The sequence below is a fragment of the Stenotrophomonas sp. YJH_SMC_133 genome (assembly GCF_059370655.1).
In genome coordinates this window covers 1-13,087 of sequence record NZ_JCAFTW010000005.1, presented here as the reverse complement: position 1 = coordinate 13,087, position 13,087 = coordinate 1, and the positions used below count along the sequence as shown (strand labels likewise).

The 13,087-nt window shown below is 65.5% G+C and carries 13 protein-coding genes; 7 read left to right on the top strand and 6 right to left on the bottom strand.

The features are described 5' to 3' along the window. Positions 1–19 precede the first annotated feature (19 nt). Positions 20–565 (top strand): thioesterase family protein, encoded by a 546-nt coding sequence (locus AC5P78_RS08385; RefSeq protein WP_049397600.1) that lies wholly within the window; start codon positions 20–22, stop codon positions 563–565. 6 nt (positions 566–571) lie between these two features. Here the strand turns inward: AC5P78_RS08385 and AC5P78_RS08380 are convergent, their stop codons facing one another. Then, positions 572–1,705, bottom strand: coding sequence for an agmatine deiminase family protein (locus tag AC5P78_RS08380; RefSeq protein ID WP_099527306.1), 1,134 nt, complete (start codon positions 1,703–1,705; stop codon positions 572–574). A gap of 104 nt (positions 1,706–1,809) precedes the next feature. Here AC5P78_RS08380 and AC5P78_RS08375 point away from each other — a divergent pair, with 104 nt between their 5' ends. Beyond that, positions 1,810–2,694 (top strand): LysR family transcriptional regulator, encoded by an 885-nt coding sequence (locus AC5P78_RS08375; RefSeq protein WP_033835282.1) that lies wholly within the window; start codon positions 1,810–1,812, stop codon positions 2,692–2,694. On the opposite strand, the gene AC5P78_RS08370 is transcribed toward AC5P78_RS08375, so the two are convergent. Further along, positions 2,669–3,457, bottom strand: a complete 789-nt coding sequence (locus AC5P78_RS08370) for an SGNH/GDSL hydrolase family protein (protein WP_414498606.1) — start codon at positions 3,455–3,457, stop codon at positions 2,669–2,671. The genes AC5P78_RS08375 and AC5P78_RS08370 overlap by 26 nt on opposite strands. A gap of 49 nt (positions 3,458–3,506) precedes the next feature. Further along, entirely contained in the window at positions 3,507–4,472 is a 966-nt protein-coding gene (locus tag AC5P78_RS08365; protein WP_414498607.1) for a DUF2268 domain-containing putative Zn-dependent protease, read from the bottom strand. Positions 4,473–4,610: 138 nt separating this feature from the next. Here AC5P78_RS08365 and AC5P78_RS08360 point away from each other — a divergent pair, with 138 nt between their 5' ends. Next, positions 4,611–5,594 (top strand): hypothetical protein, encoded by a 984-nt coding sequence (locus AC5P78_RS08360; RefSeq protein ID WP_043034683.1) that lies wholly within the window; start codon positions 4,611–4,613, stop codon positions 5,592–5,594. 10 nt (positions 5,595–5,604) lie between these two features. Here AC5P78_RS08360 and AC5P78_RS08355 read toward each other — a convergent pair whose 3' ends face one another. From AC5P78_RS08355 to AC5P78_RS08345, 3 genes are all read right to left on the bottom strand, one after another. Then, positions 5,605–5,925 (bottom strand): hypothetical protein, encoded by a 321-nt coding sequence (locus tag AC5P78_RS08355; RefSeq protein ID WP_414498605.1) that lies wholly within the window; start codon positions 5,923–5,925, stop codon positions 5,605–5,607. 202 nt (positions 5,926–6,127) lie between these two features. Beyond that, the gene (locus AC5P78_RS08350) at positions 6,128–8,590 is read right to left on the bottom strand and encodes a S9 family peptidase (protein WP_414498604.1); all 2,463 of its coding nucleotides are present in this window, start codon (positions 8,588–8,590) and stop codon (positions 6,128–6,130) included. 170 nt (positions 8,591–8,760) lie between these two features. Next, the gene (locus tag AC5P78_RS08345) at positions 8,761–9,090 is read right to left on the bottom strand and encodes a hypothetical protein (RefSeq protein ID WP_154352903.1); all 330 of its coding nucleotides are present in this window, start codon (positions 9,088–9,090) and stop codon (positions 8,761–8,763) included. A 570-nt stretch (positions 9,091–9,660) separates the two neighbouring features. Between AC5P78_RS08345 and AC5P78_RS08340 the strand changes: the two genes are divergently transcribed. The 4 genes from AC5P78_RS08340 to AC5P78_RS08325 all read left to right on the top strand — a co-directional run bounded on the left by AC5P78_RS08340 (position 9,661) and on the right by AC5P78_RS08325 (position 12,840). Then, positions 9,661–10,167: a hypothetical protein gene (locus AC5P78_RS08340; protein ID WP_414498603.1), complete on the top strand. Its 507-nt coding sequence runs from the start codon at positions 9,661–9,663 to the stop codon at positions 10,165–10,167. A 12-nt stretch (positions 10,168–10,179) separates the two neighbouring features. Then, positions 10,180–11,613: an XVIPCD domain-containing protein gene (locus AC5P78_RS08335; protein WP_201862255.1), complete on the top strand. Its 1,434-nt coding sequence runs from the start codon at positions 10,180–10,182 to the stop codon at positions 11,611–11,613. A gap of 71 nt (positions 11,614–11,684) precedes the next feature. After that, entirely contained in the window at positions 11,685–12,461 is a 777-nt protein-coding gene (locus AC5P78_RS08330) for a HipA family kinase (RefSeq protein ID WP_201862254.1), read from the top strand. Further along, positions 12,439–12,840 carry a DUF3037 domain-containing protein gene (locus AC5P78_RS08325; protein WP_201862253.1) on the top strand — a complete coding sequence of 134 codons (402 nt, stop codon included), beginning with the start codon at positions 12,439–12,441 and terminating at the stop codon, positions 12,838–12,840. The genes AC5P78_RS08330 and AC5P78_RS08325 overlap by 23 nt, the downstream gene beginning before the upstream one ends. The last annotated feature ends 247 nt before the right edge of the window (positions 12,841–13,087 follow it).

The window sequence follows — 13,087 nt, the reverse complement described above, 5'->3', positions numbered from 1 at the left end:
TATAACAGTCGTCATAACCATGAATCTCTGGTTCCGCCTGCTCCACCTGCTGCTGTGCAGCCTGTTCCGGCCGAAGCTGGAGGCGCCGTTCGGGGTCTCGCGGCTGCAGTTCCGGGTGCTGCCCAACGATCTGGACAGCAACCTGCATATGACCAACGGCCGCTACTGGAACATCTTCGACCTGGGCCGGCTGGACCTGATCCTGCGCATGGGCCTGGGCCGGGTGGCACTGCGCGAGAAGTGGGCACCAATCGTCGGCGCCGGCACCATCCAGTTCCGCCGCGAGCTGAAGCCGTTCCAGCGCTTCACCCTGGAAACGCGCCTGGTCGGCTGGGTCGGCTCGCGCGGCATCATGGAGCAGCGCGTGCTGATCGGGCCCGAGCAGAAGATCGCCACCCGTGCGCTGCTGGTCACCGGCATCTACGACCGTCGCGCGCGCCAGTTCCTGGGCATGCCGAAGATGATGGAAGCGATCGGTGTGGTTGCCCCGCCGTCGCCGCCGCTCAGTGCAGCCGCCGAGGCGCTGCTGGCGGCCGATGCGGCGTTGAAGCAGGACGACGCCTGAGGCACCTCAGCCTACCTTCGGCATGTTCTTGGTCAAGCAATGGATGCCGCCACCGCCACCGGCGATCGCATCGATGTCCACCTGTTCGATCACACGACCGGGATACATGTCTTCCAGTAGTTCACGGCAGTAGCCATCGGCTGCGTCGTCACCGAACTGCGGCGCGACCACCGCGCCGTTGATCGGCAGGTAGTTGATGTAGCCCATCGCCAGATCATCGTTGTCGCGGGTATGCACGTTGTCGCGCCCGTCCAGCGGCGGCGGCAGCGTGTGCACCTGCAGGCGGCGACCATCGGCATCGATGGCCCCGCGCAGAATGTCCAGATGCTCGCGGGTCAGATCGTAGTCGTAGGACTCCGGATCGTTGTCCAGGTTGGCGATCACTACGCCGGGGCGCACGAAGCGCGCATAGAAATCCACATGCGCGTCGGTGATGTCTTCGCCGGCAATGCCGGGCAGCCAGATCACCTTGCGCAGGCCGAGGTGGTGCATCAGCTCGGCCTCGATATCCGCGCGCGACCAGCCGGGATTGCGATTGCGGTTCACCCAGCAGCTTTCGGTGAGGATGGCCGTGCCATGGCCATCGACTTCGATGCCGCCACCCTCGCCCACCAGATCGCTTTCCAGCAGCGTGGCACCGGTCACCTGCGCCAGCCACGGCGCCACCGCACCATCGTTCCGTGCGCTCTGCTTGCCGCCCCAGCCGTTGAAGTTGAAATCAACCAGGCCCAGCCCGCCCTTGCCATCGGTGACGAAACATCCGCCGTAGTCGCGCACCCAGATGTCATCCAGCGGCACCTCGAGGAACTCGATGTTGTCGCGGCCGCAGCGATCCTGCGCCAGCTTCCGCTGCGCCGGGCGGCACAGCACACTAACGGGCTGGTGGCGGGCGATGGTGCGGGCCAGGCGTGCCACGGCGGTGTTCACCGCATCGGCCTGCGCGCCCCACACCCGCGGTTGCGCGGCGAAGGCCAGGAAAACGCGTTCCTGCGGCCCGTGCTCGTCCGGCATGCGCCAGATACCCGCACCCGGCCCCGCTGCGGATACGCGCGTCGGCAGCCCTGTCAGGCCGAGGGCGGCCAGGCCGCCAAGGCCAGCGGCGCCCGCCAGCTGGGTGAGGAAGTGACGACGGCTGCTCATGACGGGCTCCAGGGCCGGTGTGGGATGGACCTATGCTGCGCTTGCGTATCGATAAGAACAAACGATAGATTCAGCCATCAATTGAACAGTTTTACTTATCTGAAATGCTGAGGCATTGGCCACCGCTGAACGCGTTGCGTGGTTTCGAGGCCGCCGCCCGCCTGGGTAGTTTCCACAGGGCCGCCGAGGAACTGCATCTGACCCAGTCGGCCATCAGCCAGCAGATCCGGGGCCTGGAAGCCTCGCTGCAGCAGCCGTTGTTCTTCCGGCAGGGCCGCAGCGTCACCCTCACCGACGCCGGCATCGACCTGCTGGAAACCACCCAGTCCCTGCTGCGGCAGCTGGCCAGCGGCATCCGCCGGCTCGATCAGTACCGCAAGCCGAATCAACTGATCGTCAACACCAGTCCAGCCTTTGCCCGGCATTGGCTGGTGCCGCGCCTGGCCAGCTTCCACCGCCTGCATCCCGACGCCGACCTGTGGCTGCTGACCAGCGAGGAGGCACCGGATATGACCACGCAGACGCTGGACGTGGCGGTACGCGATGACCTCGACTCACAGGCGCAGTGCCAGCATCGCGTGCTGCTGCAGGATCGCCTCTTTCCGGCCTGCCATCCGGCCCTGCTCGCCACGCCGGTGCACGAACGCCTCACCCTGCATGGCGAGCGCGAAATGGACTGGAGCCAGTGGCAGGTACAGGGCGGCGCCGATGTCGGCCAGCGCCGCGAAGGCATGAACTTCTCCGAACCCGGGCAGCTGCTGGATGCTGCCTGCCAAGGGCTGGGTATCGCCCTGGTCAGCGAGCTGCTGGCGGCCCGCGCCTGCGATCAGGGGCTGCTGCAGCCGCTAGATGAGGCACGCGTGCGCGGCCCGCGCTGGAGCTGGCTGGTGCATGAGGACAGCGCGGCCGATCCGCTGGTGATCAGTTTCTGTGAGTGGTTGCTGGCGAGTCTGCCCGCAGAAGCTACTTCTGCTGCAGCGCGCGCTTGACCGCCGCCTCGGCCAACGGCGCCATCACCGCATAGCCCTTCGCCGTGGGATGCACGCCATCCTCGGCCAGCTGCGGATCGAGTCCTCCGGCGGCATTGGTCATCGGCGTGTAGTAGTCCAGATAGACCAGCTGCTGCGCATCGGCATAGCGCTTCAATGCCGTGTTCAATGCACGCACCTTCGGCGCTGGCGCTGTTCCCGGCAACCACGGGTAATCGCTGACTGGCAGCACCGATGCCAGCACCACGGCAATGCCATGTGCACGGGCCAGGTCCACCATCGCGTGCAGGTTGTCTTCGATCATCGCCTGCGTGGACGGGCCGGTGTTGCCGGCAATGTCGTTGGTGCCGGCCAGGATCACCACCACCTGTGGCTTCAGTGCCAGCACGTCCTGCGGGAAGCGCACCAGCATCTGCGCCGTGGTCTGGCCGCTGATGCCGCGGTTGAGCCAGCCCTTGCCGGGGAAGAATCCAGCGCTGCCTTCCGCACCCCAGCCTTCGGTGATCGAGTCGCCGAAGAACACCACGCGCGGCTGGCCCGGCACGGCCGCAGGCAGTCGCGCGTTGACATCACGATAGCGCTGCAACTCCGGAAAATCGGCCAGGCGCTGCTGCATGAAACGAACCTCGTCGGGGCGCAACTGGTCGATGGGCGTCTGCAGCAGCGGATTGACTGCGACGGCTTCGGCGGCCCCCAGCGGAGAAGCCAACGCGAGGCCCAACGTCACGACGGTTGCAGCGGCAAGCTCAACAGGTCCACGCATGCGGGTACTCCTGAAATCATCTTGCGCAGTCTAACGCCCTGCCCTGTGCTCAGCGTGCAGCCGTACGCGCCGCTGCACCCGTGACTTTCGCCGGCATCCACATGCCCGGCGTCCAGCCGCTGGCGGCCAGGATCGTTTTCGGGTTGTCCTGCTGGACCAGCGCACGCACCGCATCACGCTTGTCCTTGGCCTGCAGGTAATAGGCCTTGGCGATGCGGTAACCCACCCAGTACCCCAGGTCGTAGGGTTCCTGCGAGCCCGGCTTGTAGTTGTACAGCCACGGCGACAGATCGGTGCTGTCCAGATCCAGCGCGAACGCGCTTTCGATATGCACTTCCCGGCCACGGGTCCAGGCCGCGTGACGCCCATTGCCGACGTTGCCGGAAATCAGCTCGGTGATGAATTCGGCGATGCCCTCGCCCAGCGAAACACGCAGCACTGTCGCGCGCGGGTCACCCGGCTCGAAGTCGATCAGGCCGGTCTGCTGGATGTGCACGTATTCGTGTGCGATCACATGCACGAAGCGATCCTGCACATTGGCATTCATGAAGTCGGCCGCGCACAGCGCTTCCAGACCAATGATCACGCCGCTTTTAGAGGTCAGCCCGACCGGCCGGCCGCGGCCCACCGCGATGGTCACCGGCGGGAACCGGGTCTGCGGGTAGATCGCCTGCAGGTTGGAAAACACCTGCGTCAGGCGTTGCTTCACCGCGGGCAGTTCGGCCAGGCAGTTTCGTCCCTGTGCATACAGCTCGGGCTGGCTGGCGATGGACTCGGCAATGCCTTCGGGAGTGACCCGGCGCGCCTTGGCCAGTTCGGCCAGGCCGGCCGAACCCTCGGCCAGGTATCCACGCAGCTGCGCAACGCTGGGCTTGCCGCCAGCGCTGTCATAAAGTGCATAGAAACGGCTGACATCCTCGGTGAGGATCTGCGGCCCTGCCGGTACCGCTGCGGTGGCCACGCCTACCGCCCCGGCATAGGCCAGGGCCAACAGGCCGCGCAGGATCATGAACATCGCTCCGTCCTTGGTGGAGTGCATGCGAAGCGCGCAATCTATCACTCCGCCCGGCCCACTGCAGCAGGCGGATGCGGGCGCACCGGCGCTGTGCCAGACTCGCTTCGGCACCTGCCATGGAAGATGGAGCACCGCACGATGATGATCGTTCCCGCGTATTGGGCCGAAGCCCGCCTGCAGGCCCGTTTCCGTGGCCGGCCGGTGGTCGTGCGCCGCTTCGGCTGGTCCGACGAAGGCCCTGCCGAGGCGCAGGTGCACGCCGATCGCCGCGCCAACGAAGCCCTCAATGCCATCCTCGCCGGGCAGGCGCTTCCTCGACGCGAAGTGCGCAGCAACTACGGCGTGGAGGGTGTGCCGATCCGCGAGCAGATCGTGCAGCGCGACGGCGACGTCATCATTACACGCAACAGCTACGGTGCGCTGTGCCTGAACACCCCGGACGTGCTGTTCGCCGACATCGATCATGCGCAGCCACCTGCCGGTTGCGTGATGCCTGCAATCATCGCCGCAGTGCTGCTGTTCGCTGGCGCCGTCATCGGCACTCTGATCTGGCACTGGCTGGTGGGACTGGTGCTGGGGGTGGCAGCGGTGCTGCTGGTCAACACGGCGATGCTGATGCAGCGCAAGCGGCGCCTGGCCGCGGCCGGTGGCGCCGAAGGCGTAGCCCTGCAGCGGGTCGCGGCCTTCAGCGAACAGCATCCGGACTGGCATCTGCGTACGTACCGCACGCCGGCTGGATTGCGCGTGCTGGCCATGCACGCCACGTTCCTGCCCGAAGACGAGCAGCTTCAGGCGTTCTTCAGAACGCTGGGCGCCGACACCCTGTACGCGCGCATGTGCCGGCTGCAGCACTGCTTCCGTGCGCGCCTGACACCAAAGCCGTGGCGCGTTGGCCTGAGGTACCGCATCCGTCCGCCGGTGGCCGCGTGGTCAGCCGAGCAGGCCAACAACCCGGATCGCCTGGCCTGGATTGCCGAGTACGAAAAGAAGAGTGCCGGCTTCGCCGCGTGCGCCTACCTGCGCAGTTTCGGTGATACCACGCGCATCCATGCCAAGGCCGAGCACGTGCGCGAACTGCACGACCGGTTGGCGCATGCGCAGGACCGCCTGCCGTTGGCGTGAGCTCGGGTGCTCAATCAGCGCTCTGCACGAACGGCTGCCCTGCCAGGGTAGTGCCCAGCCGCACCGCAATCTGCTGTTCACCCTTCTCGAAGGTCGTCGCGCACTGCTTCCCGCCCTTCTGGCACCCCACTTCCGGAAAGCCCTCCAGCGATTCCGGCGCGCCCTGCGCCGGCTTCACCTGCCAACCGGCCGCGTCCAGCAGGCGCTTGGCCTTGACGTAGGGCATGCCGGCGATGATCCCCAGCTGCGCCAGTTCGGCGGGCAGCGACTGGGCGCCCGCAGTTGAGACCAGGAACAACGACAACGTTGCAGCAAGAAGGATGGCTTTCATTGCACCGACCCGGAACGGACTTACAGCTTCAGCCTAGACCATTTGCATGGCATGCGAATGTGCCGGTAACACGTCGTTACCGAGTCTCCACAGTTGATTGCAGGGCACTTGCAACTGTTTACAGGCGGACGGATCGCCGAGCGTGGGCTCGGCTCTACAGCAGGATGCAGGAAGGCCGCCCGAAGGCGGCCTTCCTGTTCCCTTACTTGGCGTTCTTCACGTAGGTGTCGAACCAGTTCAGCATTTCCGCCACCAGCTGCTCGTTCGACTCCAGCGCGGTGTACCAGTGCGGCTCGTTCGGCAGCATCACCAGTCGGGTGGTACCGCCGTTGCCGCGGATCGCCTGGTACAGCTTGCGCGACTGGAACGGCTCGGTGCCCGGGTTGGCGTCGTCCTCACCGTGGACCAGCAGCAGCGGCAGCTTGATCTTGTCGGCATGGAAGAACGGCGACGCCTTCAGGTACACATCCTGCGCCTGCCACACCGAGCGGCGCTCGTTCTGGAAGCCGAACGGGGTGAAGGTCTTGTTGTACGAGCCACTGGTTGCCACGCCGGCCTTGAACAGGTTGGTGTGGGCGATCAGGTTGGCGGTCATCAGGCCGCCGTGGCTGTGACCGGTCACGCCGATGCGGTTGCGGTCGACCACGCCCATGTCCACCGCCTTGTCCACCGCCGCCTTGGCATCGGCTTCGAGCTGCTCCAGGTAGGTGTCGTAGGCGTTCTTCGGGTCGCCCACGATCGGGAACGAGGCGTTGTCGATGATTGCGTAACCGGCCAGCAGCATCAGGCGGTACGGCTGCAGACGGGTGAAGGTCTGCTGCGAACCGGACACCTGGCCGGCCTGCGCGGCATTGGCGAAGTCGGCCGGGTACGCATACAGGATCGCCGGCACGCGCTGGCCTTCCTTGTAGCCCGGCGGCGTGTACAGGGTGAAGGACAGATCCACGCCGTCGGCGCGCTTGTAGGTCACCAGCTGCTTCTTGATCTGGCGCACTTCCGGGGTCGGGTCGACCAGCTTGGTCAACGCGGTCGCGGTGGACGCGAACTGTGCCTCGCCAGCTTTCGCATCGGCCACTGCCTCACCCTGCTGACGGATGAAGGCATTCGGGGGATCGATCACCGACTGATGCCAGGTCAGGTAGCGGCCGGGCGTGTTGCTGAAGCCCAGGAACTGCTCGTAGGCATCGGCGCTGCTGCGGAACAGGCGCTCGCTCTTCAGCGAGCCCAGGTCCAGGCGATCCAGGAACGGACGGTCGCCCTGAGGCGAGGCACCTCGGCCGCTGAGGAACACATGGTTGCCCTCACAACGCACCACCTGCGCGCCATTGGGCAGGCGGGTGAACACCAGGTTGCCGGGGTTGCCGTACAGTTCATCGCTGGACATGTCCCACAGCAGGCGGCCTTCCTTCTTCGGCTGGTCCACATCGACGATGCGGGTCTGCATCCAGTGGCGGTTCTCGTCGTTCTCGAACTGGAACGCCACGGCCGGATCGGCGGTCCACGCGAAGCCTTCAAAACGCTGCGCGGTACGGGTGACTTCGGTCGGCTTGCCGTTGAACGGCGCCTTCAGCATCAGCACGCGGTCGCGGTGCGGCACGTTGACCTTCCAGTCGCCCTTGTCCAGCGCTTCGGCATAGACCAGGGTGGCCGGATCGGTGGCACGCCAGTCGAAACCACGCGGGCCTTCCGGTACACCATGCACCGGCACACGGTCGGCCAGCGGCAGGCTGGCGATCGGCGTGGACTTGCCGCTGCCGATATCCAGCACGGCCACGTCATTGGCGAAGCGCTGGTAGGTCACCGCATGCGAGTACGGTGCCTTGATCGACTCGGTCAGCACATGCACGCCATCGGGCGCGGCGCTGACGTCGTTGAACAGCGCCGGCTGCCCGACCGGGCGCACGCTGTTGGCGGCGGTATCGACCACGGCCAGCTGCGAGGCACCGTAATAAGCGAACAGCTTCTCGTCATGCACGCTGGTCAGCGTGTCGCGGGCTTCGTAGGTGCTGCTCTCGCCACTGCTGCCCAGCGACTCCTGTGCATCCGGGCCAGTCGGTACGCCGCCGTTGGACGGTGCCGGGCCCTGGTTGGCCGGCACCAGCTTCACCAGCAGGTTCTGGCTGCCGCCCAGCCACTGCACGGTGTTGCCGAAGATCGGATTCAACTGCACGTTCGGAATCTGCTTCACCTGCCCGGTGGCCGCATCGCCCACCCACAGCTGCACGCTGGTATCGACCGCATTCTGGAAGGCGAAGTGGCTGCCATCGGCCGACCAGAGCGCGCCGGTGGCACAGCCCTGCGGCAGGTTGACCTTGGTCTCCTTGCCGCTGCCGATGTCGACCAGGGTGAAGTCGGCCACGCAGGCCGGAATGCCGTAGCCACCTGGCGTGTCATGGCGGCTGCGGTTCTTCGGCTCCAGGCGCACGCCGGCCAGCTTCAGATAGGGCTGGGCGACGCGGCTGATTGACGGGTAGGTCTGCGCGGTGGTCAGCAGCAGGCGCTGGCCGCCCGGGGCCACGTTCGGTGCCGGCGGCGGCGGTGCCTTCAGCACCTTGAGCAGGTGTTCCGGCGGCTTCGCGTAGTCAGCGAAGGCCGGGCCAGCGGCCAGCAGGCCGACGGTGGCAACGGCAACCGCCGCCGCCAGAGAGGTTCGACGGATCAGCATCCTTATCCCCTGGGGTGTGAATGGGCGCCCGAGGACGGGCAAGGGGCCCGAATCTAGCACCGCAGGGGTTGTCGTGAATGGGCCGGAAGGGCTAGTGGCCGGATGGGGCAAAGTGTGCCGCGCCAAGAGGTGCCGCTGGTGAGGCAGCACCTGCTGGGCATGGCATGGCGCTACTGCTGGGCGTGCAGGTCCCAGGCGGTGAGGTAATCCGGGTCGATCACGATCATGCCACTGTTGCTCATCCGGTACTCGCCCGGCTGGGCTGGCAGGTACTGGTCCAGCATCGGCGGCAGATAGCGCTCATGGCCATCGTTCTCATCGGCCAGCACCACGCCTTCATCGGCGCTGATGCGCAGTACCGTTCCTGCGTACTGCTCCAGCCCCTGCACCTGGCCGTCGCCGCCGTAGCGGGTTACCCCGACAAGCACCAGCTTGCCGATCATTTCTTCGACCTTGGCGTCGTCCAGGGCCGGCAGCATTCTTTCGTATTGGTCGCTCATCGGTGCACCTCCAAAGCCTGCAGGATCATCATGGACACGCCAGCTTCAGCGCTGCGACGACCATCGGCGACGCAGGGAGCAATCTGGCGGGCATATGTGTGTGTTGCAGGGCCGGCACGAGAATGCCGGATCCGCATCGGGTGAACGTTGGCAGGTACTGTGGGTGGCGGCCATCCGTGCCGGCAGAGTGGCCGTATCAGACCAGGATCAACACCACGCGTTGCATTGCATGCGGGATAAAGCGTGACAGCTGCGCAGTTGTTGCATGACGGCCTCCTGTGGAAGGTCACACGCGAAGTTGAAGCTCCACGGACCTGATGCTGACATCGCGCGCGGAAGGGTCAAGTGAAGAATGCGCACCTGTTCACCTTTTGTATCGTATTGGGGAGACTCGATTGCGCTTAACCTTCGCTTCACCCAGGGCCCCATAGGGTCAGCCTTCATCTGCAAGGAACGCTCATGTCCCGGCACGCATTCATACGATCGTGGTCCATCGCTCTGTCCGTGGCCACGCTCTGCGCCTGCGCCCAGGCCGCCGACCGCACGCCGATTTTTCAAGGAACCGACACCATGGCCCCATCCGTACCCGAGACCTCCCCACCTTCCCCGCTCACTGCTGAGCAGTTGCTTCTTCGGCTGCTGGACCTGATCAAATCCACGACGTCCACGCGTGAGTTGACCGCCGAACGCCTGTCTGCCGCAATGCAGGCACCGGCACAGGCCTTCGGCCCCGGACACTTCGGCTATGGCGGCACGCTGACGCCGGAATGGGGCTATGGCCTGGAACTGAAACGGGCCGGCGCCGCCGATGCACGGCTGGACCTGAACTTCATCGACACCAGCAGCGATCGCAGGGCCTCTGCCGCGGCGATCTGCCAGGTCGACTTCAACCACTTCGCTTCAGCGCTGGATGCAGCAGGCTTCAAGCACGAGACGGTGCGTGGCGAGCATGGCCGGGTGATCTACGACCGCTTCAATCGACCGCGACTGAGCATCAAGGTCGACACCATGCCCGAGAACCCCGACGCCACCGGCGGCGCAACGCATGCCTGCGTGCGCCTCGTGACCGTGCAGTAAAGGGGGGGGGCGATGACTACCCTTTCAGCAGAGACGGAACGCCTGCTGGGCGAGTTCGCGGACACGCCGGGCGTCACCACCGACCAGGTCGGCAACCTGCGCACTATCATCGCGAGCTCGCCTGTGCTGGCAAAGCAGGTGGACGCAGCCATCGCGGCGGGCCACCTGAAGCACTTCGAACTGCAGCCGGCTACCACCAGCGCCGGCGGTACATATCTTGGCGATACGAAATCGATCGCACTTCCTGCTTCGTCGCTTTCCACCCCCGCAGCGCCAGCCAGGCTGGACTCGGAGGATGTGACCTTCGTGTTGGGTCACGAGATCCAGCATGGCTTCAACCACGCCGCGACCCAACGCGCAGAGGAGCAGTTCGAAGCCGATCTGCTGGACGTTGCAGGCCGCACTACTGGCCGCGACTACACCGATGCGATCGGCACCCTGCTGGCTGCCAACCGGCGCGACGAGGCCTCGGCCAATATCGAAGGCTGGAACGCACTGGTCAGCCAGGTCCGCACCGCCAAGCCGGAGGCGACGCTGCAGGATCTCTACGACGCCACCCCGCGTGCGAAACAGTTCGTGCGCCTGCAGCCAGGCCCGCCGATCACCTATGCGGTGCATCCGGACCTGGCGCTCAACGACGATCTGAGCATGACGGCCACCGCGGCCAACATCGAGGGCATGGGCAGGCACTACTACGACGAGGGCGTGAGCTCACAGCTGGGCCATAACGGCAATTCGGACTACCAGAACTACTACGGTGCCTATGCCATCAGCCGTGCCTGCGAGTACGAAGCGGTCAACCCGGCACCCGATGGCATCAGCCGGATGGAAGTCAACATGAAGAAGCTGGGCCTGCACGAAAGCCTGCTGGAGCAGAACGGGCTGTACCTCGGCGAGGGTTCGCCCCCGCGCCAGCCGTACTTCGATACCAGCACTTCGCCGTCGACGCTGCACTACTTCGATCACACCGAAGGTACCCATCGCCATGTGCCCATCACCGCCCGGCACGCAGCGATGGGTGATGCTGCACCGGCGCCGCTTGCGGAAGGGCCTGATCGCTCCCTGCATGAGCAGATCCGCGGCAAGGTGGCCGAGCTGGATACCGCCAATGGACGCAGTTTCGATGCCTCCAGCGAACGACTGAGCGCCAGTCTGCTGGTGCTGGCCCGCGAGAACGGGCTGGACCGGGTTGACCATGTGGTACTGAGCCGGCAGACCGGCGATGCCGCCGCCGCGCAGAACATCTTCGTTGTGAAGGGGCCACTGGATGATCCTGCCTCGCTGCGCGCGTCATCACCCACCGTCGAGGCTGTGCAACGCCCCGTACGGGACAGCCTGGATACGCTTGCCATGATCAACCAGCGGCAGGCCGAATACGCATCGCAGGAACAGACCCACCAGCGTGAGCAGGTGCAGGAGCAGTTGCGCGGCGCACTGTCGCACTGAGGAACGGATGGGGGCGCCGTGGCTGCATGCCCCGGCGCTCTCCTGTGCCGGCAGCACGCTAGAATGCGTCCATGCGCACCGTCCAAGCCCTCCGCTACATCACCCCCTTGCGGGAAGGTGGCTCCCTGCCCGCCGTGGTCGAGACCGACGACGACGGCATGGCCGTACTCAAGTTCCGTGGCGCCGGCCAGGGCCCGAAGGCGCTGATCGCCGAGCTGATCGCAGGCGAAATGGCGCGTACGCTCGGCCTGCCGATTCCGGAAATCCTGTTCGTCGAACTGGACCGCGAGTTCGCCCGCACCGAGCCGGATCCGGAGATCCAGGAACTGATCCGTGCCAGCGAAGGCCTGAACCTGGGCCTGGACTACCTGCCCGGTGCGATCAACTACGACCCTGCGGCGATGCCGGTGGACGCCGACCTGGCCTCCCGCATCGTCTGGTTCGATGCGTTCACCAGCAATGTCGATCGCACCACGCGCAATCCCAACCTGATGGTGTGGCATCGAAAGCTGTACCTGATCGATCACGGTGCCGCCATGTATTTCCATCACGACTGGGCCAACGCCGGCGATGCCTGCGAAAAGCCGTTCGTGCTGATCCGCGACCATGTGCTGCTGTCGTTCGCCAGCCGCATCGCCGAGGTGGATACCGAACTGGCCGCGCGCCTGAGCGATGCCGAGATCGAGCGCATCGTCGGCCTGGTGCCGGACAGCTGGCTGGTCAACGAGCCGGCATTCGACAGTCCGCAGGCCTATCGCCAAGGCTACATCGACTATCTCAAGCACCGCCTGAAAGTGCGTGCGGTGTTCGTGCAGGAGGCCATCCGTGCCCACGCTGCACACGTATGACTATGCGGTCATCCGCGTGGTACCGCGGGTGGAACGCGAGGAATTCATCAACGTCGGGGTGATCGTCTCCTGTCCTGGCGCGCGTCATCTGGAGGCGGCCATCGAGATCGATCCTGCGCGCCTGCAGGCCTTCGCGCCGGCGCTGGACCAGGAGGCGCTACGGCCGTGGCTGGATGCGATCGTGGCGATCTGCCGCGGCGACGCCAGCGCCGGGCCGATCGCACAGCTGCCCGCGCGTGCGCGCTTCCACTTCCTCACTGCCAAGCGCAGCTCGATCGTGCAGATGTCGAGCACGCATGTGGGCCGAACCGCCAATCCGGCGGGTGTGGTGGAGCACCTGATGACGAAGATGGTGCGGGTACCGGCACCGACTGGGTGACGTCGACTGGGTGACGTCGACTGGGTGGCGTCGATTGGGTGGAGTCGATTGGGTGATGTCGACTGGGTGATGTCAACTGGGTGATGTCGACTGGGTGGCGTCGACTGGGTAGAGTCGACTGTTAGTTGTGATCTCTCTGTACGTTGTTCATCCGGGACATCTTTGGAAAATGGTGGTTACCACACCTCTCCAGACCCCAAAGAGCCCGGATGAACCACCATAAAAATGCCCGTTTGACCGTCCATAG